Consider the following 25,546-nt stretch of genomic DNA (forward strand, 5'->3'; position numbering starts at 1 on the left):
ACAGCCTTTCCACTCAAGGCAGTTGTCGGGCGACGCTCATGGCCGCGCGCGTCCCGGACGCCTACGCCGGTCGAGGCCCGGCTGCCGGAGGTCCGGGCCGAACAGCTCGTACCGGATGTCGTTCCGAGGACGTACGAGAACTGGTCCGCCGGCCCATGGGCCCCGCCGTCGCGGACGAGAGGGCGAGGGGCTCCGGTACGCCACGGGGCCCCTCGCCGATTCCCGGCCGAGGCCAGGGTCAGCCGGACTTGGCGCAGATCGCGTACACGGCGGCGGTGTACGTGTTGCCGCCGCCGTTCAGGAAGCCGGCGGTCCAGCCGACGGGTGTGGTTCCGGAGACGATCGGGTTGGAGTGCAGTGCAGGCCCGTTCGACATGGCGGTGCCGCCGGGCATGTACCAGCCGCCACCGGTGGCGATCTCACCGGCCGGGCACCGCGCCTCGACGTCGACCAGGTCCAGCTCGGCGACGGCCTTCGTCGCGGTGACCACGTGCGCCCCGGCGACCCCGTCCGCCCCCGCGGGCCCTTGAGCCCCGGCGTCCCCCTTGTCGCCCTTGTCTCCCTTGTCGCCGGGCTCCCCCTTGGCCCCGGCCTCCCCCTTTTCCCCTTGAGGCCCACTGTCCCCCTTCTCTCCCTGAGTCCCCGGGTCTCCCTTCTCACCCTTCTCTCCCTGGACCCCTTGCTCCCCGGCAGCGCCCTCGGCCCCCTGGCCGCCCTGATCGCCCTGGGGGCCGGCGGGCCCCTGGGGGCCGGTGCGGTTCCAGGTGACGGAGTCCTCGCCGGCGCGGCAGGCGGAGTCCGGATCGACGAGACGAAGCCGGCCCTTCGCGTTCACGCATCCCTGGATCGTGCCGTCCTCGGCTATGTACGAACGCTGCACGTCCCTGGCCAGCGCGAAGTCCGCCGACGACACCACGATCACGACAGAGGCGGCGGCAGCGGCCGCGACGGCACGACGAATGAGCGTCACAAATCCCCCCGGATTGTTGAACCATCGACTGACATCTCGTCCCAGACCTTCCCCATCGCCCCTGAGAACACACGTGTTGCCGGAATGCACGACAGCACCACCGAGTCCGGCCACTGGTGGGGGCGTCGATGGGAGGCCCGGCGCGCTCGCGCGTGGGTTAGGATCGCGCGCCGACCTGCGGAAAGTCCGAACAGGGGCTCGCGGAGGTGCGTCGTGAAGAGGACAGTGAAATCGCTGGGCGGTCTGGCCCTGTGGACCTGCGCCGTGCTCGGCGCGCACGCCCTGTTGACCGTCGCGACCGGCCTGGCCGCCTGGCACAAACACCAGGTCCTGCTGGCACCACCGCTGCCGCCCACGCCCGACGGCAGTGAGGCCCTGCCTCTGATCGACGCCGACATATGGTTCGGGAACCTGCTGGGCTGGTGGCAGGCCACGACCCTCGCAGCCCTGGTCGTCCTCACGGTATGGATGAGCGGGATGCGGGACCTCGCGGAGCGGCTCTGGCCCGAGGGACAGCGCCGCCGCCGCGCGTGGCTGTTCTTCGGCTGGGTGCTTCCGGTGGCCGACCTGTTCGTCCCCAAGATGATCGTCAACGACCTGTGGGCGGCCGCCGAACCCGGCCCCCTGCGTCGGCGCGGCCATCCACTCCTCGCCGTCTGGTGGCTGTCGTTCCTCGCCGCGGGCGCGGCGGGCGACCGGGCCCTGTCCACCATGAAGAAGGCGGACACCGCGGCTCAGTCCGGCCGGGTGGTGGAGAGGGTGATGGTGAGCGATGGGCTGTACCTGTGCGCCGCGGCGCTGTCCATATGCGTGGTCTGGCAGCTCAGCGGGCGGCTGAGGAACGCCGTGTCGGACCGGCGCGCGTTGGTAACGTGACGGCATGGGACGTCGTCGGCTTCGGCACTTGGTCATCGGCTCCGAGCGGTTCCGGTGGTGGGTCGGCCATCGCCATGTGCCGGACCCCGACACCGACGGCGCGACCGGCCGCTCCTGCCAGGAGGCCCTTGTACTGACGCGCGAGGGCTCGCCCGGCGTGATCCGTATCGTCTTCGACTCGGGCCCGGGCCGCGTGGTGGGCGGCGGGGGCTGGGGGGCTCACGAGGGTGGCGTCAGCCGGGTGGGCGGTGGCTATCTCAACCTCCACCGGCCCGCGGCCGTACGGGAGTTGATCGAGGAGGCTCTTGCGTCCGGTGAGCGCTTCGGACGCGCCGGCCAGGTCGACGGCTGGCGGTTCTTCGACGCCGTGGCCGCACGCGTCCCTCCGGCACGCGAACCACAGCACGAGCCCGCTCCGACCGCGGTGGAGGTCGCTGTCCGAGCATCGGATCAGGGTGATGGAGAGTCCGTGTGACGACGAGACTTGAGTCGGCGACCTCTGGTCCGCGCCTCCGCCCGCGGCCCGGCCGGTGAACTGGTCCTCGCCCAGCGCAGGACGTCAGGATCCCGATCGGGAGCGGAGCCCTGGGCGTACGCGCCCCTTGTGCCGGTCGACGAGCCTTACCATCTGTTGAGGCCACGACGCGAAAGGCAGCGACATGGTGCAGTGGCAGGGGACCAACTTCACCGTGGACGGCCACGAGCCGACCAGTGCCGAGGAGTACTACCGGATCGGCCTGCACTGCTGGAACAGCGGGCAGCACCCGGGTGCGGAAGTCCACTTCCTCGAAACCGCGGCGTCCACCGGCCACAGCGCCGCGATCGAACTGCTGGGGCACATCGACTACATACAGGGGCGGTACGCGAGCGCGGTGCCACGGCTGCGGCACAGCAGCGGTTCTCCGCGCGCGGCCTTCTACCTCGCCTCGCTGTACCACCACGGCTGTCCGCAAGCGGGCATCGTCGAGTCGCTGGACGAGGCGGCCCGGTGGTACGGCAGGTCGGCCGACCTGGGCGAGCCCGAGGCGATGCTCGTCCTGGGTGAGCTGTACCTGGAACGACTGATCCCGGTCAGCCGGACCCCGGCGGAACACGCCCTCGAGCAGTTCCTCGCGGCCGCCACGCGCAACCACCCCTACGGCCAGTACCGCGCCGCGGAGATCTACCGCACCCTCTATCAGGACAACGAACGCGCCGCGGTGATGTACCAGTCCTGTGTGGACAACCCGATGACCGCGCGCCACGCCCTGGGGTCGATGATGACGCTTCAGAGCCAGGCGCACCTGCGGGAGATAGGGGCCCTGAGGGCGGCCCGCCTGGCGCAGCAGCGGCGTGACATCGTCAACCCCACGCAGCGGCGGAGCGACTTCTACTGACGTTCCCGGTCAGTGGACGGCAAGGACCCACAAGAAGGCGGCCAGCGCCCGTATCAGGTCCTCCGTCTCCCCGGTCTGCTCCAGGAGCGCGCCCGGTATGTGGGCCAGCTCCCAGGAGGACCGGTCCGGGGGCTCGGGCGGCTCCTCCGCCTCCCACAGGCGCCCGATCTCCTCGGTGCTCGCTGCCAGTCGGGCGCACGCGTCGGTCGCGGTGCCGAGGACCTTCACCAGGGGGGCCGCGTCGTCCCACCCCGCAGAGTCCGAGCCGGCGTCGTTCCGCCTCGTAGCGTCCGGCCTCGTAGCGTCCGGCCTCGTATCCTCCCGCGCGTTCCCGAGCAGTGCGCCCGCAGCGGCGGACAGTGCGGTGCCCGTGGCGGCCAGGCGCGATGCCCTCTCCAGCCAACGCGGTGCGGGGTGACCGGAAGCGGCCGGTGTGCGGAGCGATCGTTCCAGGTCCTGGCCGAGACGTCCGCCGACGGACCGTTCCCGGTCGGTGGGCCGCCAAGTCCCCCGCTCCCGCAGGTCGTCCGCCTGCCCCATCGCCCGGCGAGCCTCCGCGAGGGCGGCGGGCCAGTCACCGAGATCCCAGTCCGGCGTCGCGCGCAACTCCCGGACGCGGTAGCCGAGCGTCAGCCGCACCCCGGCGGGACGCGGCCGCGGGAGGTCCGCCTCGGCATGCGCCTGCAGTACGTGCCTGATCGCGGCCACCGACTCCGCGCTGCCGACGCCGATCCCCGTCTTGAGGGCCGCGTCGGGCACCGGCCCCGCGTCCAACGGCTCCGCTCCCTGGGCGCAGTAGCTCACGGCGTCGGACAGGAGGACTTGGTCGACCGGAATCCCCGCGTCGTGGGCCGCCCGCCAGAACAGCAGCCCGAGCGTGTTGTGCCTGGCGTTCCCCCACGGCCATTTCACCCGCGCGCCGGGGCCCGCGGAGAACCGTGGGGCCACCCCTGGTCCGAGGCCGCCGTCGCGCTCGTCGTACCAGGCGACCAGCAGGCGCGCCTGGTGAGCGGCACGCTCCCACGCCCCGCAGCCGTAGGCGATCCGGTGCCGCCGCTCCCACCCGTTCCTGTCCACGGCGCGAACCGTACCGGCCACGGTCGGCACGGGACGTCCGGGAGGCCCCCGGGAGCATCGGGGGAGGCGGCATCCGGCAGCGCGCGCGGGCTTCGTCTAACGTGGATGAGGCCTGCGCGACTCCCTGGTTCCGCCGCGGACGAGCGCGGATTCTCGATGAGGGAGCCGTTCATGACTGACAGCATCTGGGGCTACGACCCGGCCGCCGGGCACGTCACGGGCACGGATCTGGTCGGGTTCAAGGTCGAGGCCGTCGACGGCGCCATCGGCAAGGTCGACAAGCACGCGGACGACGTCGGCTCGTCGTATCTCGTCGTCGACATCGGCGTATGGATCTTCGGCAGGCATGTGCTGCTGCCCGCGGGCACGGTGCGGCGGGTCGACCGGGACGAGCGGAAGATCTACGTCGCGCTCACGCAGGAGCAGATCAGGGAATCCCCCGAGTTCGACCGGGCCAGGCACGTCGGCGATGCCGACTACCACGAACAGGTCGGCGGCTATTACCTGAGCCATCGCGCCTGACCCACCGTCGTGCCTGACCCACCATCCCGCCTGACCCACCGTCGCGCCGGCGGGCCAGGCACCGAATCCCTCGCGGACCGCCGACGCTCACCTCGCAGCGAGGTCCCGTCGGCCTTCAGCCGTGACCCGGCTCCGCCACCGGCGCTCAGCCCTGGGCCAGCTCGGCCACCGACTGCCACTTCTCCCAGGACGCCAGGCGGTTCTCGTAGTCCGCCTTCGCGATGCCCAGCGGCGCCGAACCGAAGAAGCAGCGCAGCGGCGGCTCCTCGGCGTCCACGATCTCCAGCACGGCCGCGGCGGACGCGCGCGGATCGCCCGGGGTGCCGACGCGCTTGCGCCGCTGCTCCTGTACTTCCTTGTGGAACTCGGCGTACGCCGGAAGCTGCTCGGACGTGCTCGACGAGGAACCGGCCCAGTCGGTCGCGAACCCGCCGGGCTCGATCAGGGTGACCTTGATGCCGAACGGCGCCACTTCCTGCGCCAGCGCCTGGCTCATCCCCTCGAGCGCCCATTTCGAGGCGTGGTAGATGCCGACCAGCGGGAAGGCGCTGATCCCGCCGATGGAGGAGACCTGCAGGATGTGGCCGCTGCCCTGCTCGCGCAGGAAGGGCAGCGCCGCCTGGGTGACCCACAGGGCCCCGAAGAGATTGGTCTCCAACTGCGCGCGGGCCTCGTCTTCGGTGATCTCCTCGATCATGCCGAAGTGGCCGTAGCCGGCGTTGTTGACCACCACGTCGAGCCGTCCGAACCGCTCGTGCGCCTGCCGCACGGCGGCGAAGTCGGCGTCGCGGTCGGTGACGTCGAGCTGCAGGGGCAGCAGCCGCTCTCCGTAGGTCTCTCGAAGATCGCCCAGCGTGGACAGGTCGCGGGCCGTCGCGGCCACCGAGTCGCCGCGCTCCAGCGCGGCGATCGCCCACTCCCGCCCGAAGCCGCGGGAGGCGCCGGTGATGAACCAGATCTTCTGTGTCATGGAGTGCTCCTCGTGGAACGTGTCTTCCGCTCGGTCACCACGTCACCGCGGCGCCACTCCTGCCACCCAACACCTTCGAGTGCGCTCCAGCGCAAATCCGGCCCGCCCCGGGCGCGGTCCCCACCGGCTCCGGCCGCCGCTCCGGTGGGGGCCGGAGCGGTCACACCTGTACGAGTTGCGGTTCCGGCTGCGGCACGGGCGCGGTCTGCGGATTCCACAGTCTGGTGGTCCGCAGATATCCGTAGATCACGGACGCCATCGCCAGGAGGAGAGCCGGTCCGAATACCCAGGGATACCGGGCCATCTCCACCGGCAGATAGCGGTACGACGCCACGAGCACGGTGAAGACCACGGAGCCGTAGGAGACGAGCATGACGCCCGCCCGGTCCCATCCTCGGGCGAACGCCCGCATGGTCGCCTCGACCGTGAGCGCGAACACCACGCCGGCGATGAGATCCGCGCCGTAGTGATACCCGAATCCGAGCGTCGCCGTGAGCGTGCCGACCAGCCAGAAGGTGCCGGCGTTGCGCAGGAGCCGGGAGCCCTCGCGGGTGTGGATGAAGAGCGTGGTGGCCCAGGCCGTGTGAAGGCTGGGCATGCAGTTGCGCGGGGTTATCTCGTCGAAGGGAAAGGGCTGCGGGCTGCCGGTGGACAGCGGGGTCTGCGGCCACAGGTTGGCCGCCGCCCACTGCCCGCCTTCGGCGCCGTAGGCGAACACCGGTCCGACCACCGGGAAGATCATGTAGACGATGGGTCCGACCAGGCCGATGGCGAGGAACGTGCGCACCAGGTGATGCGCCGGGAAGCGGTGGTCCCGGGCCACGTTGCGCAGTTGGTAGAGCGCGAAGACGGCCGCCGCGAGCGGGAGCTGGCCGTAGACGAGATGCAGGGCGTGGTAGCCGATCGGGCCGGTGGCCTCGACGAAGCGTCCCATCACCCAGGACGGGTTGCCCAGCGCGTGGTCGGCCGTGGCCACGTAGGCGTCGAGCACGGACGGACGCGTCTCCGACGTGATCATCAGCCAGGTGTCGCCCGTCTTGTGACCCGCCACCAGGAGCAGGCCGAGGCCGACGCCTTTCAGGAGCAGGACGCGTTCCTTGCCCGTGCGACGGGTGACGGCGATGAACGCGTAGCCCAGAATGACCCACAATGCGCCGTTGCCGAACATCATCTTGGCGTCGACCACCCAGCGCACCAGGAAGAAGACGACGTCGATACCGGCGGCGATTCCCAGCGAGATGAACCGTTGCCGCCACGGGAGGACGACCATCATCAAGGCCAGGCCGGCGTACAGCAGGGGGCCCGAGGTGGGAGTGAATATCACCTCTCGGGCCTGGTTGGTCATCGGCCCCGGCATGCCGTAGTGACGCGCGACGATCTCCATCGCGACGAGGAAGCCGAAGGTCACCACACCTGCGACGGCCCACAGAATCACCCGTCGCCGACGCCGCTCATCCAATTCAATTATGTTGTTTATTCGTGAAATTACTCGGGATGCTATAGATATCAACTGTTCGGCCGATTTGTTTAGGTGTTGGTCATCCGGCTCACCCTTCGCGCTAGACAGCGTGTTCTTCTAGTGAAGGACGGACGATCAGGGCAATCGTCGTGAGTTCGATCATGCTATGAGCGTTACAGGTGGGTTTCAAGGGTCACAGCAGGTGCAAAGGTCGGCGGATCCTGTGCCCGACGATCTGCCGAGGCGACCGGAAGCTGCCACCCTGCCTGTAAACCGCTCTTCGACGCTCAGGGGCTTTCATGGCGCGGACAGACACGAGACCCGTCGCGGGACCGAGGCCGTGGAGCCGGCCGTGACCGGCTCCACCGGCTCCGGCGGCCAGTACGGAGAAGATCTGTTCGAGCCCGAACACCCCCTGGAAACCGAGCGCATCGACGATGCGGCGCTGGTCTACGACCCTGTCACGACAGGCCGTCTGCGCGCGCTGGGCTCCGGACCGGGCCGCCGCTGTCTGGAGGTGGGGGCCGGGACCGGAACCGTGGTCCGCTGGCTGCTGGAGGAGGCGGGAGCCGCCGAGGTGGTCGCGCTGGACAGGGACACGGGCGCCCTGGAAGCCCTCGCGGGCCCGCGCGTGCGATTGGTCACTGCCGACCTCCGGGACGAGAACCTGGACCTGGGCGGCTTCGACCTGATCCACGCCCGGTTCGTCCTCATGCACCTGCCTGAACGCCGTCAACTCGTCTCCCGTCTCGCCCGATGGCTGAACCCGGGCGGCTGGCTGGTACTCGGAGATGCCGTGGAGGTGCCGAATCCACTCGACTCCTCGTCGGCCTACCGGCGGACCATGGACGCCATGTGGCAGGCCCTGCGGACGACCATCGGCACCGACACCTCCGACATCCCGGCGTATCCCCACGTCCTGAGAGAGGAAGGACTCCAGGACGTGGGCGCCGAACTGATCTGCCCGCCGCTGGTCGCGGACGGCCCGCTGGCCCGCTTCTGGTCGGAGACCTGGAACCGGATGCGCCCCGCCCTCGAGGAAACCGGACGCGTCGACTCCGCCGTCATCGACGAGGCGGTGGCCTACCTGGCCTCACCCCGGCTCGCGGAACTCGGCCCCGGCATGATGCTCGCCTGGGGCCGGCGCCCCTGAGCCCCGCGGGCCCCCGCCCGGACGACGGTCGTCCTCACGTCTGCTGGGACGGCTCGTACGCCTCGGCGGCGAGGCCGAACGTCCACGCCACTCCCTCACGGGCCGTACGGGTCGTGGGCGGGACGCGCAGCCAGTACGTACGGTGCGTACCGTCCGGCTCGGGGGTCGAGTTCACGACCTCGACCATGACCACGTCCTCGTCCCCGACCAGCTCGACCCGCCACAGCACACCCGTCTCGTCACGGTGCACGGGAACCGCCCCCGACTCCTCCAAGTACCGGTCGTAGCCGTAGTACTCCAGCATCACCCGGCGCAGCTCGGCGTTCTCCTCGTCGCGTATCCGCTCGGGCGTCAGCGCGGTGAGCTCGTCGAGGAACGTGCCGGGGACCGGCATCCCACGCCAGGCGTACAACTCGAAGCCGTCCGCGTAACGCAGCGCCGGACCGTCCCCCCGGTCCAGACGCCCCGCCTCGTCGCGGTGCAGGCTCAGCGGCCGCTCGCTGACGACCGCCACCTTCTCGTACGGCCACCACCAGCCGGCCTCCCGCGCCACCGCGGCGACCCCGGCCAGGGCGCTCGTCTCGTCCGGGTCGAAAGCAGACAGCCAGGCCGCGTCGTGCTGGCCGAGCGTCGCGTCCAGGAGCAGCAGCCGCACCCGGCTCTCCTGGTGCCGGTCGGTGCCGAGGTCCTCGACGATGCCCGCACGCACCCGCTCGGCCAGTGTGCGGGCGGACTCCCACAGCGCCGCGCCCGTGGCCCGCCAGTGTCCGCTCCATCCCTCCGGTCCCAGCCGTTCGTGCGTCAGCGCCCGCTCCGCCGCCCAGGGTCCCGCGACGACGGCACTCCGCACGCTGGGGCCGGTGTCCCCCAGCGCCCCGCCCTCGACGGGCGCCGTGCCCATGAGCATGCGTACGGCCTCGTGCGGTGACCGCGCCCAGACGACGCGCTCGGGCTCGTCCAGCCCGGCCTTGCGATAGGCGAGCCGGACGCCCGCCTCGGCCGCGGCCCGGTCGCCCTCCCCCGTCCGGGTCGCGGTGACACGCCAACTGCCCTGTTCCATCACACCGTTCCTCTCCGAATGTCCTGGACCGTCGGCGGACGCGTCAGTCGGCGACGATCCGCACCGAACCCGGCACGTACTCACGCTGACGGATCACTCGATACCAGCCCTTGTGCAGCGAGATCGCCGCGTGCTCCTCGTGCACGACCCGCGCCCCGTCCGGAACGTGCAGGAGCATCGGGCCGAACACCCCGCCGTCCCGTATGAGCCGGCCCGGACCGACCACGGCGTGGGCGTGCCCGGTGACCTCACCGAGGGCCAGCACGAGTCGTCCGCGGCCGTCGCGGGGCTCGGACGCCGCGTCGAGGGCGTGGTCCGGCACCGCCTTCTCGTCCAACGGCACGATCAGCACATCTCCTTGGCGGAACATGGGTCTCCCTCCCCGCACGGCACGGCGTGTGCCCTGGGAAAAACCGTAGGGGCGACCACTGACAATCGGCCTCCGGGCCTGCCGCACACCCCCGGTGACCAGGCGTCATTCCCCGCGGAGCCGTACGTGGCACTCGATCGGGACAGGTCGCGGCGGTGCGCCCGCCGACCGCTCTCCTGCGTCTCTTCCGCGTCTTGTCCACAGGTGCCGACCCTGTTCGCCGTGATGTCAGTGAGGCTTGGTACAACTCGTCTGTCTGGGTGCGGACCGCGCGCTCCGGACTCGGCACCACGACCGTCGGTCCAGCGGAATCAGCACGAAGGAGCGGGCGCGCATGACCATCAACAGCCATCTCGAGGAATTCCACGGCCTGCCGGCCTTCACCTTCCCCGGCGCCGACGACAAGTCGCCCCGGGCCACCTCGCTTCCCGCGCCCGAGAGCGTCGCCTGGCGCATCGCCGTGGACGCCTACGACAGCGAGGAGGAGTGGGAGGGCGCGTTCGCGCGTTTCCTGGCCGCCGTGGACACGGAGCAGGTGCGGGCGCTGATCGTCGGAGCGTGGAGCGATGTCTACGACACCTCTCCGCACGCGGTGATCGAGGCCCTGGTGGCCGCGCGCGACCGGCTGCCCGCGCTGCGGGCGCTGTTCCTCGCCGACATCGTGATGGAGGAGTGCGAGATCTCCTGGATCGTCCAGGGTGACGTGTCGCCCCTTCTGGAGGCCTTCCCCTCCCTGGTCGAGTTCGGCGTCCGCGGTGGCAACGGCCTGGTCTTCCCGGCCGTGAAGCACGAGCGGCTGCGCACCCTGACCGTCGAGAGCGGTGGCCTGCCCGCCGAAGCCGTGCGCGGCATCGCCGCCAGCGACCTGCCCTCGCTGACCGCGCTGGACCTGTGGCTCGGCACCTCCGAGTACGGCGGTGACGCCGATGTCGCCGACCTGGAACCGTTCTTCGCGGGCAGCCGTCTGCCCGGCCTGGTCCGGCTGGCCCTGCGCAACAGCGAGATCCAGGACGCCATCTGCACGGCGCTGGCCTCGGCGCCGGTCGTCGCACGCCTGGAGCACCTGGACGTCTCCATGGGTGTCCTCACCGACGACGGCGCGACGGCCCTGCTCTCGGGCCAGCCGCTGACCCACCTCAAGGTGCTCGACCTCCACCACAACTACCTCAGCGCGGCGGTGCGGACGCGCCTGCTGGAGACGCTGGAGCCGGCCGGTGTCGAGGTGCGCGCCGACCAGGACGACGCGGAGTCCGACGAGGAGGAGGACGGCACGGTCTGGCGTTTCGTCGCGGTGGGCGAGTAGCGCCGACCGGTCCGGCAGCGAGAACGAGGAGGCGGGATGGGCGGGTTGGGGCGGTGGGGCGCGCCGGTGAGGTGGGCGGTGGTCGCGAACGGGGAGAACCGCCGGGTCGACCTGTTCAGGGCGGCGGCCGGGAAGGCGGGCCACGGCTCTTTTCGCGTGGTCGAGTGGCGGGACGTCCTGCGCGACGGCGGGCACGACTTCGCGGACGACGAGGTCGTCCGGCTGGACTCCCCCGGCGAGAACGCCGAGGTGGACCGGTTGTTGCGCGGCGTGGACGAGCCGACCAGGGTGGAGGGTTCCGCGCGCTGGTACGCGGGATTCCTGGAGGGTGTGGCCTCGCTGCGCGGGGGCCGTCGGCTCGACGACCCGGCGGATCTGGCCGTGCTCTTCGACAAGAGGCTGTGCCACGCCCGGCTCGACGCGGCGGGTGTTCCGGTGCCTCAGTCCCCGACCTCGGGGGCTCGTCGGACCGTGGAGGACTGGACCGCCGTCCGGGACCTCATGGCGGAGGCCTCGTTGAGGCGGGTGTTCGTCAAGCTCGCGCACGGCTCGTCGGCGTCGGGTGTGCTGGCCGTGGAGACGACCGCGGGCGGCCGGATCCGGGCCACCACCTCGGTCGAGCGCACGGCTGACGGCGATCTCCACAACTCGCTGCGGATCCGCCGCTACGCCGAAGAGGCGCGGATCGCGGCGATCGTGGACGCGCTGGCGCCCGACGGACTGCACATCGAGCGCTGGCTGCCGAAGGCGTCGCTCGGCGGCAGGTCGGCCGACCTGCGGATCGTGGTCGTGGCCGGCCGCGCGACCCACGCCGTGGTCCGCACGAGCCGCTCTCCCCTGACCAATCTGCATCTGGGCGGCGCCCGCGGCGATCTCGCGGCCGTGCGCGCCCTGGCCGGCGACCGGTGGGCGGAGGCCCTCTCCGTCAGCGAACGGGCCGCCGCCTGCTTCCCCGGCACCCTGTGCGTGGGCGTCGATCTGCTGCCCGCGGTGGGCTGGCGCCGGTTCGCCGTGGGGGAGGTCAACGCCTTCGGAGACCTGCTCCCCCGTCTGACGGGTCTGCCGGGCAGCGGCGCGGAAGGCCTGGACACCTACGCGGCTCAGGTCGCGGCGGTCCGTTCCCGCTCCCCCGACCACTTCCCCGTACGACCCGCGCTTCCGCTCGACACTCCCGCCAGGACAGCACATGCCTCAGCCTGATCCCGACCGCACACCGGCCATGACGCCCTCCGCCCCCGCGCCGGACGGGACGCCGGACATGAACGAGGTGGTGGGACGCGACGACCTGCTCCTGCTCACCCTCGACACGCTGCGCCACGACGTGGCCGTCGAACTCGCCGCGGCCGGCCGCCTGCCGAACCTGACCGCCCATCTGCCCGGTGGCACCTGGGAGCGACGGCACGCGCCGGGGAACTTCACGTACGCCTCCCACCAGGCCATGTTCGCGGGTTTCCTGCCCACCCCGGCCGCTCCGGGCCCGCACCCCCGGCTGTTCGCGGCCCGGTTCGCGGGCAGCGAGACGACGGCGGACCGCACGTTCGTCTTCGACACCCCGGACCTGGTGTCCGGCCTCGCCGCGCACGGCTATCGCACGGTGTGCGTCGGGGGCGTGGGCTTCTTCAACAAGCAGGGCGCCCTCGGCGGCGTACTGCCCGGGCTCTTCCAGGAGAGCCACTGGGAGCCGGAGTTCGGGGTGGCGTCGCCCACCTCGTTCGAGGACCAGGTGACGCGGGCCGAGAAGGTCGTGGCCGAACTCCCGGCCGAGCAGCGGCTCTTCCTGTTCCTGAACGCCTCGGCGCTCCACCAGCCGAACTGGTTCCACCTGCCCGGTGCCACCCGTGAGGCCGGCGACAGCCGGGTCACCCACGCGGCCGCCCTCGAGTACGTCGACGCCCATGTCGGCCGGCTGTTCCGCGCGATGAGCTCGCGCCGCCGCTGCTTCGCCATCGTCTGCTCCGACCACGGCACCGCTTATGGAGACGACGGCTACACGGGCCATCGTCTCGGCCACGACAGCGTGTGGACCGTGCCCTACCGCCACTTCTTCCTGGAGCCGACCGTATGACGCTCGCCCCCGTGGCCGCCCCGGCCGGCCTGCCGCGCCCGTACCAGAGCTACACGTACGCCTATCCCCACAAGACCGCCTACCGGCCGCTCACCCCGCGCCCCGCGCTCAGGGAGTTGTGGGCCGGCGAGTCCCGGCGGTCGCTCTCGCTGTATCTGCACATCCCGTTCTGCGAGGTCCGGTGCGGCTTCTGCAATCTGTTCACGCGGATCGGGGCTCCCGGCGACCTGACGGGACGCTATCTGGACGCGGTGCGGCGCCAGGCCGCCGCGATGTGCGAGGCGCTGGGCGACGAGGAGACCCCTCGGTTCGCCAACGCCGCGTTCGGGGGCGGCACACCGACGTTCCTGGAGGCCGCCGAACTGGAGCGGCTGTGCGACATCGCCGAGCAGGAGATGGGCGCCGATCTCCGGGCGATCCCGCTGTCCGTGGAGGCCTCGCCCGCCACCGCCACGGCCGACCGGCTGGCGGTCCTGGTCGAGCGGGGCACCACCCGGCTCAGCCTCGGGGTGCAGAGCTTCGTCGAGGAGGAGTCCCGGGCGGCCGTTCGACCGCAGCGCCGCGCCGACGTGGAGGCGGCGCTCGCGCGGATCCGCGAGGCGGCCGTGCCCGTCCTCAACATCGACCTGATCTACGGCATCGACGGCCAGACCGCGGCCAGTTGGCGCCACTCGCTGGACGCGGCCCTGGCCTGGCGGCCCGAGGAGATCTACCTCTACCCCCTGTACATCCGGCCGCTCACCGGCCTCGGCCGGCACTCCGACGCGCGGACGGCCGACCTGGAGTGGGACGAGCAGCGGCTGCGCCGGTACCGGGAGGGTCGCGACCACCTGCTGGCCCACGGCTACGAGCAGGTGTCGATGCGCATGTTCCGGCGGGCGGACGCCCCTCCGCAGGGACCCGACGACTACGCCTGCCAGACCGACGGCATGATCGGCCTGGGCTGCGGTGCCCGCTCGTACACCTCCACGCTGCACTACTCCTTCGACTACGCCGTGTCGATGCGGGAGATCCGCGGCATCATCGACGACTACACCGCCACCGAGGACTTCTCGCACGCGCTGCACGGCCGCCGTGTCGACGAGGACGAGGCACGGCGCCGGCACCTTCTCCAGTCGCTCCTCCAGGCGGAGGGCCTGCCCGTGGCGGACTACCGGCTGCGCTTCGGATCGGAGCCGTACGAGGACTTCCCGTCCGAGATCGGCACCCTCGCCGCGCGGGGTTGGCTCGCGCGCCAGGACGAGGACCGGCTCCGTCTCTCCGCGGAAGGGCTCGCCCACTCCGACGCGATAGGCCCCGAGTTCTTCTCCCCGGCCGTTCGGGACGCCATGGCCGCCTACGAGACGAAGTGAGGCTCCGGTGGACCTGACGATCCTGTACCGAGGCCCGCTCGCCTCCTGCGACTACGACTGTCCGTACTGCCCGTTCGCGAAGCGCCGCGACAGCACCGCGCAGCTACGCGCCGACCGCGCGGCCCTTGAGCGGTTCACCGCGTGGGCGGGCGAGCAGCGCGAGGACCGGCTGTCGGTGCTCTTCACCCCGTGGGGCGAGGGGCTGGTGCGCTCCTGGTACCGCCGCGCCCTCGTGGACCTGTCGCACCAGTCCCACGTCAAGCGGGTGGCCATCCAGACGAACCTCAGTTGCCGCACCGACTGGCTGGAGGCGGCGGACCGGGACACGGTTGCCTTGTGGTGCACGTACCACCCGGGGCAGACACCGCACGAGCGGTTCGTCGCCAAGACGCGTCAGCTCGGCGAGCTGGGCGTCCGGTTCAGTGTCGGCGTCGTCGGCCTGCCCGAGCACCGGGAACCCGCGCGCCGCCTGCGCGCGGAACTCCCGGAGCATGTGTATCTGTGGGTGAACGCCGCCGAAGGACACACCTACACGGACGAGCAGGCGGCCGAGTGGACCGCGCTCGATCCGCTGTTCCCCTTCAGCCGCCATCCGCACCGGTCGGCGGGACTGCCCTGCCGCACCGGAGAGTCGGTCATCTCGGTGGACGGCGAGGGGAGGGTGAGCCGGTGCCACTTCGTCCGCACCGAACTGGGCCGGCTGTACGACGACTCGTACCGAGCCGCGCTCGCCCCGCGCCCCTGCCCCCTGGCCCTGTGCGACTGCCACATCGGCTACGTACATCTGGAGACGCTGCCGCTGTACGACGTCTTCGCGGGCGGCGTCCTGGAACGCGTCCCGCGGATGCCGCCGGACGCGGGCCGCGCGCTGCTTCCCGTGGTCCCAGCGGCCGGCTCGGTCTGAGTGCCGGGCGCGCGGGGGCGGCCGTCCTGTCGGGTGGCGTCAGGCGTCGCGGCGTCGGGCGACGTAGACGGTGTTGGCGGCGGTCCCGCCCTGGAGCGGGTTGTCGAAGTCCACGACGTGGGCCGCGGTGTCGGTGAAAACCTCCGCGAGCAGGGAGCCGAAGGCGTCGTCCGGCGGGTCGTTCGACCAGAGCGCGAACACACCGCCGGGATGGAGCAATTCGGTCAGAGCCGTCAGACCGGCTCGTGTGTAGAGCTCGGCGTGGTCGGGGTGCAGCACATGGCGCGGCGAGTGGTCGACGTCCAGAAGGATCGCGTGGAACCGGCGGCCGGGGGTGTCGGGGTCGAGGCCTCGGGGGGTGCCGGTCGTCATCGCGAAGAAGTCTCCCCGCAGGAGCCGGCACCGGGGGTCGGACGCCAGGCCGGTGCCGAGAGGCACGAGGCCGCGCCGGTGCCAGTCGATCACTTCGGCCAGGGTGTCGACGACGATGAGCGAGCGCACGCGCGGATCGTCCAGCGCCGTCCTGGCCGTGTACCCGAGTCCGAGTCCGCCCACGACGACGTCGAGCGGGCCCCCGGAGAGTTCCGCCAGACCGAGCCGGGCCAGCTCGATCTCCCCCGTGGTGAAGAGACTGGACATCAGGTACTCGTCGCCGAGCTTCACCTCGTACACGTCGTCGCCCGAGAGCGGGTCCCGCCGTCGGCGCAGGCTGATGTCGCCCATGGCCGTCGGCTGCCAGTCGATCTCCTCGAAACGCGCGCTCATCCGATGCCCTTCTCCCCGGCCTCGCCCCACCCCCGCGGGCGGGGGACGGCCACCGGCACCGGGCGCCCCGACCGTGGCGCTGCGGCGCAACGGGTACACCGCACCGTCCGGCTCGGGCCCGACGCTGTGGAGGATCTTGACACGGGAACCCCGCGGACAGGTGGCCAAACGGTGGTACGGCACCGGATCGAGTCGGGTGGCGACACCCCCTTCGTGCGCCCTCCCCCCTCAGGACCGCGCGGCGGCCTCGCTGATGTCCCGGTGCAGATGGCCCATGAGTTCACCCATCTCGCGGACATCGGCACTAGGAGACTCGGCCTTCTCCGCCGCGCCGTGCAGCCAGTCGGCGATCGCCAGAGCGAGTGCCACAGCATCGTCCACGCGGTCGTCGCCGAGGAGCTCCTCGACCCTGAAGGCGAGGCTGCCCAGGGTTTCGGCGTTCGTATCCGGTGTCAGATAGCCGCGCAGAGCGACGGGGAAGGGGTCCTGGGCTCGGGCGTGCCGCACGGCCTCGAGCACCGCGGGGTCCTCGCTGTACTGGTCGAGATGGCCGAGAAGGACGTAGATCCGCGCGATCAGCCGCGGGCGCCCGGGGTGCCGGTCCAGCCAGGCCATCAACTGCTGCTGGCCCCCGAGGTGGTCGACGACCGGGGTCAGCGCCTCCACCGACTTGGTGGGGAGATCCCAGTGGTGAGGAAGCATCCGGGCGATGTCGTCGGCCAGAGCGGCCTCGCCCTCGGCGTCGAGCGTCCCCGCGGCGAACGCACTGACCTGCGCGCTGTCCAGGGTGAACCCGTCGGGCAACGCCGGCCGGGACTCGCGGCTCGCGGAACCGTGTCGTCGGCGCAGCAGTTCGCCGACGCTCTTGAGGAGCGGCATGTCGTGCACGAAACCTCCTGATGAACGCACTCAAAGGCCAGCCTCAAGTCCGGGACGGCGAGCTCGGTCACCGACGCGACGGTCCGGACGGCGACTTCGTCGCTGCTCCCCGGCATCGACACCATCACCCTGCCGCCCGCCCGCCGGGTCCGCGCGCCCGGTGGCCCGGATGGGTGCGGGGCCATGGGCACGTGGGATGGATAGAGCAGGAGGTAGAGCGGATCCGTGGCGGCGGCGCATCGGGCAGTGACGTTTCGTCGCGGTGCCCGGCCGGGGTGCCCCGCGAGGATCAGACGTCCGCCACCAGGAGTCGATAGCCGACGTCGAAGGTGTCGAGCGCGAGGAGATCGGCCTGGCGCCGGTGCCAGTGGCCTGTCGCGAGATCATCGGTGAGGGCTGCCAGGCCCGGAGCCAGGGCGTCCTCGCCGGTCTGGGCGAACATGGAGATTCCGGCGCGCACTTGGGGGTCGAGATAGGCGTGGGGGCGGCGCCAGAACGCGGCGCCGAAACCGTCCGTGCAGTCGTGGGGGACGTGAACGTGCTCCAGACGCGCCCCGCCGAGCAGCGCCTCCAAGCGCGCGATCGGAACGGCTCGGTTGTCGTCGAACACGGCCGCCTGCGGGAGGTATTCGCGTACGAGCCAGAACCTCTCGCGGAAGATCTCCTGGTCCCAGGTCAGGATGACGATGCGGCGGCGCGCGACCCGGCGGAGCTCGGCGATGCCGGCGGCGAGGTCGGTCCAGTGGTGGACGGTCAGCAGTGCCATGACGGCGTCGGCGGCGTCGTCGCGCAACGGAAGCTGTTCGGCGACCGCGCACACCGCGGGCGCGGAGCCGTGCGGTCGCTGGGCGATCATGATCTGGCTGGGCTCGACGGCGAGCACCGTCTGCTCCGGTTCGTAGGAACCGGTGCCCGCGCCTATGTTGATCACCGATCTGGCGTCTCCGAGCGCGGTGTGCACCTGTCTGGCGATCCGCGGGTCCGGCTGCCGGGTCCGGCCGTACGTCGCGCCGAGCGTGTCATAAATGGCCATGCCCCTCAGTATGCGAAGAAGTCGCCCACACGGGGACCGCTCCCGGGGAACTGGTGACCTTGCCGAGCGGGGCCGGCGCCGCCGCCTCCACCAGGGCGTCCGGCGCAAGAAGAAGACCCTGTCCCGTAAGAAACGGAACAGGGTCTTCATGGAGCGCCGGGCAGGCCTTGCACCTGCATTTCCCCGCAGGAAGCGGGGCGTCTTTCCTTGGACCACCAACGCATCGCGAACCGGAGTGACTTCCCCCGATCGGCTCAAGATCAATGCTATCAGACCACCACGGCCACCTCGCCGCCCCTGAGCTGCCGCCCCCCTGCCCACTGCCCGCTGCCCGCTGCCCGCTGCCCGCTGCCCGCTGCCCGCTGCCCGCTGCCCGCTGCCCAGGAGGTCGTAGTCGTATGAGCGAGTCGTACTCGCCCGTCCCCGAACTGAACCTGCTCCAGGAGTTCCAGGACCGGCGCCTAACTGCCGTACAGACGACCGTAGGCGTCGTGCACGGCGGTGCGGCCCGCTTCCAGTGCGGTTTCGAGGAGCTCGCCCTCGCGTGCCAGACGACTGACGGTCGGCGAATCCGGGGCGGGGCGGATCGAGACGACGGCCGCGTGGTCGATCAGACGGGCGTCGTCCTCGGCCAGCCGCGTCTCGCGGTCGAGGAACACCTGCCGCAGGGCCGCGGGCTCACGCCGCAGAACCGTCTTCGCGATGAGCGGGGCGGAGCGCGACGGCCGCGCGACGTCGGTCGCGCGACGCGAACGCAGCACCATGACGTGGGTCGCCCCCTGGGCCAGCGCCGTCCGGTAGGGAATGGACTCGGAGACGCCAGCGTCGTAGAACCGGCGTCCGCGCAGCGTCACCGGCTCGCCCGCCAGGAGGGGCAGGGAGGCACTGGCCCGCAGCGCGAGGCGCAGTTCCGCGGCGTCGGCTATGAAGGGCCGCAGGTCGGTCGACTCCCCGGTCTCGGCGTCGGTGGCCAGCGGGTGGTACTCGATGCCGCTCGCGAGGATGGAGTCGAAGTCCATCGGCGCGCAGTCCTCGTCGCCGTAGCGGTAGAGCACCTCGTAGAAGGCGTGCAGGTCCACGAGCGGTTTGCCGCGCAGCGGGTTGGAGCGCCGGATCAGCGTCCTGGCGTACTTGGGAACCGCCCAGAAGCGCAGCGACTGCGGGCTCGTGCTCAGCAGCCACGCGGCGGAGGCGGCACCGGCGGAGGCGCCGTAGACGGCGTCGAAGCTGTCGGTCAGTCCCAGCTCGTGGAGGGCCAGGGCCATCCCGCCGGCGATGATGCCGCGCATCCCGCCGCCCTCGATGGCCAGCGCGACCCGGTGCCCGTCGGTGCGCGCGCCGGGTTGGCTGCCGGTTCGCGCGCGCTCGGTGAGCACACGCCAGACCTCGTGCGGCTCCTCGGGTTCGGGCGTGGCGGCAGGGGTCGAGGCGGTCGTCGTCATCGCGGTCAGGTCTCCAGGGGACAGCTCGGGGGGCCGCCGGGTGTGACACCGCCCGCGGGACATTCACTTTACCAATGAACAGCCACTCACTAGCCAGCGGCTAGCCAAACGGGACGGCACGGCGAGACGCCGCCTCGCGGCGCAGCGCCCGCGGGTCCCTACGCCCTCTGAGGACCCGCGATCTCCGGGGCCGCCGGGACGGCGAGGAGAGCTCGAGCGGTCAGCAGCAAGGCGGCCCTCAGATCGTCGTCCGCGAGGTCGGACAGCTCCTCGAGACCTTCCAGCATCCACAGACACATCACGTACGCCATGCGCTCGGCGGGCGTGGGCGAGCCGCCGAACAGCACCCGCAGGACCCGCCGCCTGCGCGTGTCGTTCTCGGCGTAGACGCTGGCGGCCCTGACCTCGGGATCGTGCAGGAGCATGGTCCCGAGTTCGCGGTTGCGCACCAGGAAGTCGACCCAGCCGACCGCGAACGCGTCCAGTCTCTCCCGGCGTGACGGCATTCCCGCCAACTCGTCCAGGAGTACGGTCATTTCCTCCACCGTCGGATCGAGCGCGGCCTGGAGGATCTGCGCCTTGGTCCGGAAGTGGTAGTAGACCGCGGCTTTGGTCAGGCCCATCTCGTCGGCGATCGCCTGCAAGGAGGTCGCTTGATAACCACGGCCGGCGAACAACCGCTGGGCCGTCCGGACGATCTGGTGTCTCGTCGCCGCGGCCTGGGCGGCTCGACCGACCACCGGGACGCCCCGCTCTCGCTCGCTGGGCACGCTCGTTCACTCCCGCATGGTCTTGCCTTGATGGGCTGTGGCGGCATGGGACTGTTCGCCCACGTTACCTTCGCCGTCCGCCGGCCGGCGAACGGCAAGCGGGCCGACGCCCACCGGCCGGCCCGCACAGGAGCCTCAGCCCGCGGCCACCGCCGGGTCCGACGGAGCCCTCGGATCCGCGGGAGCCGCCGGATCTGCGGGACCTGCCGAATCCGAGGGAGCCGCCGGATCTGCGGGAGCGCCCGGGTCGGCGGGAGCAGCCGGATCCAGGGCCTCCACGGCCGCCGCAGCAGCGGCCGAGTCCGGGCCGTAGAAGATGTCGATGTCGACCTCCTCGCCGCCCATGGTGAGGGTGTCCCACGCGCCGCTGAGCACCAGCATGCGGAGCGTCCTGTCCTCCAGGGTTCCCAGCCGCTCCAGGATCGCCTCGTCGTCCGGCATGCCGGACATGCGGGTCGCCAGGCGGGAACGGATCCCGCGCAGCCGCTCCAGGAGCGTCGCGGTGTCGGCCTCGCGGTCCGGGTCCTCGATGATCCCGTCGATGCCGTGCGCGATGATGTCCTTGATCGCCCAGGTGGCGCCCTTGTCGTCGGTGGTCACCATCGCCTTCCAGGCGCGGCTCTTGTGGCGGTACTGGAGCATCGACATGGCCGCCTCGTGGCGCAGGAAGTCCGCGTCCCGGAAGGGCTTGCCGTTCCAGGCGCTGTTGAGGGAGCGGGCGAGCGAGATCGCCGAGGCCAGGCCGCTGTTGAGGCCCCGGCCCGGCCAGAAGTGGATGGCGTTGGCCGCGTCGCCCAGCAGGAATCCGTACGTACCCGGCGAGTTGGCCGTCGGCGGCAGCAACTCGGCGGTGAAGCGCGGGCGTTGCACCATGCTCAGCCGGAACGACGTGACGGCCCTGAGTTCCCCGGGCTCGACACCGAACAGGCGCAGCCCCTCGCCCACCCGCTTCCAGAGGGCGGAGCCCCTGATGAGGGCCGGCAGGAACAGGGTGCTGTGCGTGGAGCACCGGAAGTCGCCGTGCTCGTCGCGCCCCATCAGGCAGGGACGCGAGGCGATGCACTCCTCGAAGACGCGGCGGACCGGGTCGATGCCGACGACTTCCGCGGCCTCCGCGTCCGTCAGGCGCATGTTGAGGAAGCCCTCGCCGCGCAGGGAGTTGAGCAGGAACCGGTTCTGCCCGACGGTCAGCAGGACGGCCATGGGGTCGGCCAGAGCCGATTTCACCCGCAGGCCGAGGACGACGTCCTGGAGATGGCGGTCGTTCAGCGAGTAGATGGATTCGTCCGCCTTGCCGAACTTGGCGGCGAAGTGCTCGCGCGTGTGCGACCGTCCGCCGTCGCAGATCGCCAGTACGTGCTGCCCGGCCAGCGCGTCGCGCTGTTCCTCGACGCTGAACCGGGCGGGAACGAGCTGGATGCGGCTCCGCTTCTCGTTCGCCGCCTCCAGGAGCCGGTCCTCGATATAGGCGATGCGCATGTTGCGCGGGTGGTGGTCGCCGATCGAGTCGGGGCCCGACGGCCACATCTCGGTGTAGCTGTCCGGGTCGAAGAGCCGGGCCTGCACCTCCGCGGGCAGGCTGAGGTACTGGCGGCTCTGTACGGTGACCACCTGCTGGCGCCGTACGTTGCCCTGGCTCGCGTCCTTCCAGACGATCCTGCGGCCCTGCTTGCGCCACCGGCTGTCGTAGACGGTGATGTCCACCTGGGCGCCGAGGAAGTGCTCCAGGAGCAGGGCGAGGGACAGGCCGACGGGGCCTCCGCCCGCGATGGTGACCCGCAGCACCGGCCCGCGTTCCAGCTCCTCGTCACCATGGGTCAGCGACCTGGGCAGGGAGAGCGCCATGATCGTCTCCATGGCGTCCGCGACCTCGAACCGGAACTCCTGGTCGCCGATGGTGATGTCGTCCCCGGGCTGGAGGAGCCGGGAGTCGATCTCCTCGCCGTTGACCAGCGTGCCGTTGCTGCTGCCGCAGTCGCGCAGGACGTAGCCCTGGGTGTCGTCCAGGACGAGTTCCGCGTGGAAGCGCGACACGCTCAGGCTGGAGAGGGCGACGGTGTTCTCCGGGTTGCGTCCGAACGTGACCCGGGTGCCGATCACCGGTATTCGTTTTCCGGCCAGTAGTCCTTCGCGTCCAACAAGCACCGGCGCCACTGGATTTCCTCCCCAGGTTGACGACATTGCTGCTGTCGCGGCGCCCCCGCGCACACGGCTCGGCGGGCACGGCCGGGCAGCGTGCGACGGACGGGCGGGGCGACGTTCACTCGACGTACGGGAGCGGTGAGCGGTTCAGTCCGACAACGGCGTAGGGTCGCTTGACCGGTACGGATGCCCCATCATGCCCGATTCCGGAGCCTTTCGGGAGAGGCCGTCCGGCCCCGGAAGCCGGGACCGGACGCATTACGGCTTGCGCGCGACGCCCACGTACAACGGGATCTGTTCGCCCCCCGTGCGCGCCCGCCGGCCCTCGGGATCCCACCCGGCGGCGAGTTCGATGCCGGGGTCGAGCAGTTCGAGTCCGGTGAAGAATCCGGCGAACTCCTCGCGCGAGCGGACCTGGGCCGTCGTCCCGCCCTTGCGGTAGACCTCGACGACCCGCTCCCACGCCTCGGGGTCGAAGTCCCCCGTCGCGTGCGAGAGCGCCAAGTAGCTTCCGGGAGCGAGGGAGTCGACGAGTTCCGCGACGATGCCGTACGGGTCGTCCTCGTCCCCCACCAGGTGCAGCAGGGCCACCATCGACAGGGCGACCGGCTGGTCGAGGTCGAGGGTCTGCCGCGCCGCCGTCAGGATCTTCGCCGGCTCCTGCGCGTCGGCCTGGATGTACGCGGTGCGTCCCTGCGGATCGCTGTGCAGCAGGGCCTCGGCGTGCCGGAGGACGATCGGGTCGTTGTCGGCGTACACCACGCGCGCGGAGGGGGTGATCGCCTGGACGATCTGGTGGAGGTTCGGCTCCGTCGGGATGCCGGTGCCGATGTCGAGGAACTGGTGGATTCCCCGGCGCGCCAGCAGCCGGGCGGCCCGGTGCATGAAGTCCCGGTTGGTGCGGGCCATTTCCTTGACCGCGGGGAAGAAGGAGATGACCTGCTCGGCGGCCTCCCAGTCGACGGGGTAGTTGTCCTTTCCGCCCAGGAAGTAGTCGTACATGCGCGCCGACTGGGGCTTGCTGGTGTCGATCTCGTCCGGGCCTGTTCCGGTGTCTGTCACGTCGGTCCTCCGCCGCTACGGGCGTGATCGTGGGGAAGGTGGTGGGGTCGGTGCCGGGCACCGCTGTCCGGCGGACGCGCGTCAGGCGACGAGGAAGTCCGCCCGTCCCTCCTTGGCACCGCCGACGAACTCGGCGATGACCGAGGAGGCACAGATGAGGGCAGGGCCGTCCGGGTCGGTCGCCTGCCTGACCGCCACGACGCCGCCGCCGAGTTCCTTGATCTCGACGCAACCGTCGTCGCCGGCGCTCCAAGGCTTGCTCCACCCCTGGGTTCCCAGTTCTGCGGCGGCGTTCACGGCGTGCTTCATGGTCTTGTCTCCTTGCGGACGTGACCAGGGACTCCCCGGTACGTCGTGTGGCTGGGCTTGGGCACTCGTCCGCCGGACATCACGCGCTTCGGGCGGAGTTCGTCGCGGTGCGGCGAAACCCCGTGCGACACAGGGGACTTGGTCGCGTACCTCGCCGCACCGGCGGGGTCGAGGCGGGTGGGATGCCGACGGTGTCCGGGACATGTGGGGCGGGAAGCGGGAAAGGGAGCCGAGCCCCTCCGGGGGCGGGCGGAGCGGCGCCGACGACAACTCACCTGTAAGACGCGGGGGTTCGGCGGTTCATGCGTCACCGCTGACGCGGCGGCACGTCCGGCACCGCGTCGCGCACGGTCGGAGCAGACCGCGGTGCCCTCACGTCTCACGCCTCATCGACCCCCTGGACGCCGAGCAGTCTGCCATGACCTTCCCCCTCAAGGACAGGTTTGGTGATCCCCGCGCCACCTCACCTCGCCCCGAACTACCCTTTCGGTTTTACGAGTTCACAGCACGGACGTGGTCGTGGCAGGCGTCCGCCTCCGCGTCGAATGCCCCGGTCACGGCCACCAGTCGGCGGCGAGGGCCTCCACCTGTGCCGGAGTCGCGACGGAGCGGACCGGGACGGCGTCGGGCAGGGCCCTGCGGGCGAGGTTGGCCAGTGTGGAGCCGGGGCCGACCTCGACGAGGCGGAGACGGCCGCGGGCCGTGGCCGCGAGCGTGCGCATGGAGCCGGCCCAGCGCACGGGCGTGACGAGCTGGCGGAGCATCCTCGCTCGCCATCGCTCCTGATCGTGGAGGTGGGCGCGGGCGTCGACGTTCGCGATCACCGAGCAGCGCGCCGGGTGAAGAGGCGCGCGGTCGACGGCTTCGGACAGGCGCTGAGCGGCCGGCGCCATCAAGGGGGTGTGGAACGCGCCGCCGACCGGGATGCGGATCGCGCGTGCGCCGTCGCGCGTGGCCTCGTCGGCCAGCGCGGCCACCGCCTCGGCGGTGCCGGAGATCACGACCTGTTCGGCGCCGTTGATGTTGGCGACCCACACCTGGGCCCGGCGCAGGGACCGCATCCGGGCGGCGAGCCTCTGCGTCCTGGGCACGATGCCCGGACCGACGAGGACCGCCATGGTGCCGGGCGTGATCCGGTTGGCCTCCTCCATGGCCGCCCCGCGTTCGGCGACCAGGCGGACGCCGTCCTCGGGGTCGAGCACCCCGGCGGCGGTCAGGGCCGCGTACTCGCCGAGGCTGTGTCCGGCGCACACCGCGGGCAGCAGGTCACCGACCGCCGTACGCAGCGCGTCGAGCACCACCATCTCCAGGGTGAAGGTGGCGAGCTGGGCACTGTCGGTGCGGGTCAGCTGCTCGGCTCCGGCGTCGAGAAGCAGCCGGCCGAGGTCCTGTCCGCAGGTCTCTGAGAGGCGCGTGACGACCTTCCAGTGCGGGGTGTCGCGCCAGGGCTCCCCCATGCCGGGGCGCTGGGCTCCCTGCCCGGGGAAGAGCAGACCGACGCCGAACGGCACGGTCTCCGGACGGTGAGCCGTGCTCGGGGGTGACTCCTGTGCCATCGGTGAGGACGCCTTTCCGGTCGACGTGCGGGTGGCCCGGACTTCCGGAACCGGAAGGGGGAGGTCGGTTCCGGAAGCCCGGGCGGTGCGAGGCGCGTGCCGGGGCCCCGGTCAGCGGCGCGTGCCGCCGG

At 71.3% G+C, this 25,546-nt stretch carries 25 protein-coding genes; 10 read left to right on the top strand and 15 right to left on the bottom strand.

All coding sequences use genetic code 11. The features are described from left to right. Nucleotides 1-238 precede the first annotated feature (238 nt). Complete coding sequence (locus ACZ4TO_RS00775; protein WP_468022999.1) at nucleotides 239-970, bottom strand: hypothetical protein; 732 nt, start codon at nucleotides 968-970, stop codon at nucleotides 239-241. Nucleotides 971-1,183: 213 nt separating this feature from the next. On the opposite strand from ACZ4TO_RS00775, the gene ACZ4TO_RS00780 reads away from it, so the two are divergent. The 3 genes from ACZ4TO_RS00780 (at nucleotide 1,184) to ACZ4TO_RS00790 (ending at nucleotide 3,222) form a co-directional block, all read left to right on the top strand. Next, entirely contained in the window at nucleotides 1,184-1,846 is a 663-nt protein-coding gene (locus ACZ4TO_RS00780; protein ID WP_468023000.1) for a DUF4328 domain-containing protein, read from the top strand. 4 nt (nucleotides 1,847-1,850) lie between these two features. Further along, complete coding sequence (locus tag ACZ4TO_RS00785; protein ID WP_468023001.1) at nucleotides 1,851-2,321, top strand: hypothetical protein; 471 nt, start codon at nucleotides 1,851-1,853, stop codon at nucleotides 2,319-2,321. 184 nt (nucleotides 2,322-2,505) lie between these two features. Then, nucleotides 2,506-3,222, top strand: a complete 717-nt coding sequence (locus ACZ4TO_RS00790) for a tetratricopeptide repeat protein (RefSeq protein ID WP_467849037.1) — start codon at nucleotides 2,506-2,508, stop codon at nucleotides 3,220-3,222. 9 nt (nucleotides 3,223-3,231) lie between these two features. Here ACZ4TO_RS00790 and ACZ4TO_RS00795 read toward each other — a convergent pair whose 3' ends face one another. After that, nucleotides 3,232-4,299: a hypothetical protein gene (locus tag ACZ4TO_RS00795; protein WP_385037267.1), complete on the bottom strand. Its 1,068-nt coding sequence runs from the start codon at nucleotides 4,297-4,299 to the stop codon at nucleotides 3,232-3,234. A 171-nt stretch (nucleotides 4,300-4,470) separates the two neighbouring features. Between ACZ4TO_RS00795 and ACZ4TO_RS00800 the strand changes: the two genes are divergently transcribed. Beyond that, nucleotides 4,471-4,821, top strand: a complete 351-nt coding sequence (locus ACZ4TO_RS00800) for a PRC-barrel domain containing protein (protein ID WP_385037264.1) — start codon at nucleotides 4,471-4,473, stop codon at nucleotides 4,819-4,821. Between the two features lie 145 nt (nucleotides 4,822-4,966). On the opposite strand, the gene ACZ4TO_RS00805 is transcribed toward ACZ4TO_RS00800, so the two are convergent. Continuing rightward, nucleotides 4,967-5,791: an SDR family oxidoreductase gene (locus ACZ4TO_RS00805; RefSeq protein WP_382784456.1), complete on the bottom strand. Its 825-nt coding sequence runs from the start codon at nucleotides 5,789-5,791 to the stop codon at nucleotides 4,967-4,969. 160 nt (nucleotides 5,792-5,951) lie between these two features. Continuing rightward, nucleotides 5,952-7,250: a phosphatase PAP2 family protein gene (locus ACZ4TO_RS00810; protein ID WP_385037260.1), complete on the bottom strand. Its 1,299-nt coding sequence runs from the start codon at nucleotides 7,248-7,250 to the stop codon at nucleotides 5,952-5,954. Between the two features lie 352 nt (nucleotides 7,251-7,602). Between ACZ4TO_RS00810 and ACZ4TO_RS00815 the strand changes: the two genes are divergently transcribed. Further along, nucleotides 7,603-8,403: a class I SAM-dependent methyltransferase gene (locus ACZ4TO_RS00815; RefSeq protein WP_385037258.1), complete on the top strand. Its 801-nt coding sequence runs from the start codon at nucleotides 7,603-7,605 to the stop codon at nucleotides 8,401-8,403. 34 nt (nucleotides 8,404-8,437) lie between these two features. Here the strand turns inward: ACZ4TO_RS00815 and ACZ4TO_RS00820 are convergent, their stop codons facing one another. Both ACZ4TO_RS00820 and ACZ4TO_RS00825 read right to left on the bottom strand, forming a co-directional pair. Continuing rightward, complete coding sequence (locus tag ACZ4TO_RS00820; RefSeq protein ID WP_385037254.1) at nucleotides 8,438-9,466, bottom strand: DUF6745 domain-containing protein; 1,029 nt, start codon at nucleotides 9,464-9,466, stop codon at nucleotides 8,438-8,440. Between the two features lie 40 nt (nucleotides 9,467-9,506). Then, entirely contained in the window at nucleotides 9,507-9,833 is a 327-nt protein-coding gene (locus ACZ4TO_RS00825) for a hypothetical protein (protein ID WP_382784445.1), read from the bottom strand. Between the two features lie 334 nt (nucleotides 9,834-10,167). Between ACZ4TO_RS00825 and ACZ4TO_RS00830 the strand changes: the two genes are divergently transcribed. From ACZ4TO_RS00830 to ACZ4TO_RS00850, 5 genes are read left to right on the top strand one after another with little or no spacing between them, the layout of a single operon-like run. After that, nucleotides 10,168-11,136 (top strand): STM4015 family protein, encoded by a 969-nt coding sequence (locus tag ACZ4TO_RS00830; RefSeq protein ID WP_385037250.1) that lies wholly within the window; start codon nucleotides 10,168-10,170, stop codon nucleotides 11,134-11,136. Between the two features lie 36 nt (nucleotides 11,137-11,172). After that, a complete protein-coding gene (locus tag ACZ4TO_RS00835; protein WP_468023002.1) occupies nucleotides 11,173-12,336 on the top strand; it encodes an STM4014 family protein in 1,164 nt (387 codons plus the stop codon). A gap of 58 nt (nucleotides 12,337-12,394) precedes the next feature. Continuing rightward, a complete protein-coding gene (locus ACZ4TO_RS00840; protein ID WP_385038276.1) occupies nucleotides 12,395-13,201 on the top strand; it encodes an STM4013/SEN3800 family hydrolase in 807 nt (268 codons plus the stop codon). Next, a complete protein-coding gene (locus tag ACZ4TO_RS00845; RefSeq protein ID WP_468023003.1) occupies nucleotides 13,198-14,553 on the top strand; it encodes an STM4012 family radical SAM protein in 1,356 nt (451 codons plus the stop codon). The genes ACZ4TO_RS00840 and ACZ4TO_RS00845 overlap by 4 nt, the downstream gene beginning before the upstream one ends. 7 nt (nucleotides 14,554-14,560) lie before the next feature. Beyond that, nucleotides 14,561-15,457 (top strand): STM4011 family radical SAM protein, encoded by an 897-nt coding sequence (locus tag ACZ4TO_RS00850; RefSeq protein ID WP_468023004.1) that lies wholly within the window; start codon nucleotides 14,561-14,563, stop codon nucleotides 15,455-15,457. A gap of 39 nt (nucleotides 15,458-15,496) precedes the next feature. Here the strand turns inward: ACZ4TO_RS00850 and ACZ4TO_RS00855 are convergent, their stop codons facing one another. The 9 genes from ACZ4TO_RS00855 to ACZ4TO_RS00895 all read right to left on the bottom strand — a co-directional run bounded on the left by ACZ4TO_RS00855 (nucleotide 15,497) and on the right by ACZ4TO_RS00895 (nucleotide 25,415). Next, complete coding sequence (locus ACZ4TO_RS00855) at nucleotides 15,497-16,222, bottom strand: polyamine aminopropyltransferase (protein ID WP_468023005.1); 726 nt, start codon at nucleotides 16,220-16,222, stop codon at nucleotides 15,497-15,499. Nucleotides 16,223-16,450: 228 nt separating this feature from the next. After that, on the bottom strand, nucleotides 16,451-17,101 hold the full coding sequence (locus tag ACZ4TO_RS00860) for a hypothetical protein (RefSeq protein WP_468023763.1): 651 nt from the start codon (nucleotides 17,099-17,101) through the stop codon (nucleotides 16,451-16,453). A 289-nt stretch (nucleotides 17,102-17,390) separates the two neighbouring features. Next, complete coding sequence (locus ACZ4TO_RS00865; RefSeq protein ID WP_385037235.1) at nucleotides 17,391-18,134, bottom strand: class I SAM-dependent methyltransferase; 744 nt, start codon at nucleotides 18,132-18,134, stop codon at nucleotides 17,391-17,393. 461 nt (nucleotides 18,135-18,595) lie between these two features. After that, nucleotides 18,596-19,576, bottom strand: coding sequence for a patatin-like phospholipase family protein (locus tag ACZ4TO_RS00870; protein WP_382784429.1), 981 nt, complete (start codon nucleotides 19,574-19,576; stop codon nucleotides 18,596-18,598). Between the two features lie 158 nt (nucleotides 19,577-19,734). Next, nucleotides 19,735-20,346, bottom strand: coding sequence for a TetR/AcrR family transcriptional regulator (locus ACZ4TO_RS00875; protein WP_468023006.1), 612 nt, complete (start codon nucleotides 20,344-20,346; stop codon nucleotides 19,735-19,737). 135 nt (nucleotides 20,347-20,481) lie between these two features. Then, nucleotides 20,482-22,527 carry an FHA domain-containing protein gene (locus ACZ4TO_RS00880; protein ID WP_468023007.1) on the bottom strand — a complete coding sequence of 682 codons (2,046 nt, stop codon included), beginning with the start codon at nucleotides 22,525-22,527 and terminating at the stop codon, nucleotides 20,482-20,484. Between the two features lie 219 nt (nucleotides 22,528-22,746). Next, the gene (locus ACZ4TO_RS00885; RefSeq protein WP_468023008.1) at nucleotides 22,747-23,550 is read right to left on the bottom strand and encodes an SAM-dependent methyltransferase; all 804 of its coding nucleotides are present in this window, start codon (nucleotides 23,548-23,550) and stop codon (nucleotides 22,747-22,749) included. Between the two features lie 81 nt (nucleotides 23,551-23,631). Next, nucleotides 23,632-23,859 (bottom strand): DUF397 domain-containing protein, encoded by a 228-nt coding sequence (locus ACZ4TO_RS00890; RefSeq protein WP_382784418.1) that lies wholly within the window; start codon nucleotides 23,857-23,859, stop codon nucleotides 23,632-23,634. Between the two features lie 554 nt (nucleotides 23,860-24,413). Then, on the bottom strand, nucleotides 24,414-25,415 hold the full coding sequence (locus ACZ4TO_RS00895) for an ACP S-malonyltransferase (RefSeq protein ID WP_468023009.1): 1,002 nt from the start codon (nucleotides 25,413-25,415) through the stop codon (nucleotides 24,414-24,416). Between the last annotated feature and the right edge of the window lie 131 nt (nucleotides 25,416-25,546).

The sequence above is a fragment of the Streptomyces sp. NPDC028298 genome (assembly GCF_055565895.1).

Excerpts from the sequence above, each read along its gene's own strand:
- ACZ4TO_RS00785 (WP_468023001.1), top strand. The coding sequence starts at position 1,851 with ATGGGACGTCGTCGGCTTCGGCACTTGGTCATCGGCTCCGAGCGGTTC.
- ACZ4TO_RS00790 (WP_467849037.1), top strand. The coding sequence starts at position 2,506 with ATGGTGCAGTGGCAGGGGACCAACTTCACCGTGGACGGCCACGAGCCG.
- ACZ4TO_RS00800 (WP_385037264.1), top strand. The coding sequence starts at position 4,471 with ATGACTGACAGCATCTGGGGCTACGACCCGGCCGCCGGGCACGTCACG.
- ACZ4TO_RS00805 (WP_382784456.1), bottom strand. The coding sequence starts at position 5,791 with ATGACACAGAAGATCTGGTTCATCACCGGCGCCTCCCGCGGCTTCGGG.
- ACZ4TO_RS00825 (WP_382784445.1), bottom strand. The coding sequence starts at position 9,833 with ATGTTCCGCCAAGGAGATGTGCTGATCGTGCCGTTGGACGAGAAGGCG.
- ACZ4TO_RS00830 (WP_385037250.1), top strand. The coding sequence starts at position 10,168 with ATGACCATCAACAGCCATCTCGAGGAATTCCACGGCCTGCCGGCCTTC.
- ACZ4TO_RS00835 (WP_468023002.1), top strand. The coding sequence starts at position 11,173 with ATGGGCGGGTTGGGGCGGTGGGGCGCGCCGGTGAGGTGGGCGGTGGTC.
- ACZ4TO_RS00840 (WP_385038276.1), top strand. The coding sequence starts at position 12,395 with ATGAACGAGGTGGTGGGACGCGACGACCTGCTCCTGCTCACCCTCGAC.
- ACZ4TO_RS00845 (WP_468023003.1), top strand. The coding sequence starts at position 13,198 with ATGACGCTCGCCCCCGTGGCCGCCCCGGCCGGCCTGCCGCGCCCGTAC.
- ACZ4TO_RS00855 (WP_468023005.1), bottom strand. The coding sequence starts at position 16,222 with ATGAGCGCGCGTTTCGAGGAGATCGACTGGCAGCCGACGGCCATGGGC.
- ACZ4TO_RS00860 (WP_468023763.1), bottom strand. The coding sequence starts at position 17,101 with ATGCCGCTCCTCAAGAGCGTCGGCGAACTGCTGCGCCGACGACACGGT.
- ACZ4TO_RS00865 (WP_385037235.1), bottom strand. The coding sequence starts at position 18,134 with ATGGCCATTTATGACACGCTCGGCGCGACGTACGGCCGGACCCGGCAG.
- ACZ4TO_RS00870 (WP_382784429.1), bottom strand. The coding sequence starts at position 19,576 with ATGACGACGACCGCCTCGACCCCTGCCGCCACGCCCGAACCCGAGGAG.
- ACZ4TO_RS00880 (WP_468023007.1), bottom strand. The coding sequence starts at position 22,527 with ATGTCGTCAACCTGGGGAGGAAATCCAGTGGCGCCGGTGCTTGTTGGA.
- ACZ4TO_RS00890 (WP_382784418.1), bottom strand. The coding sequence starts at position 23,859 with ATGAAGCACGCCGTGAACGCCGCCGCAGAACTGGGAACCCAGGGGTGG.
- ACZ4TO_RS00895 (WP_468023009.1), bottom strand. The coding sequence starts at position 25,415 with ATGGCACAGGAGTCACCCCCGAGCACGGCTCACCGTCCGGAGACCGTG.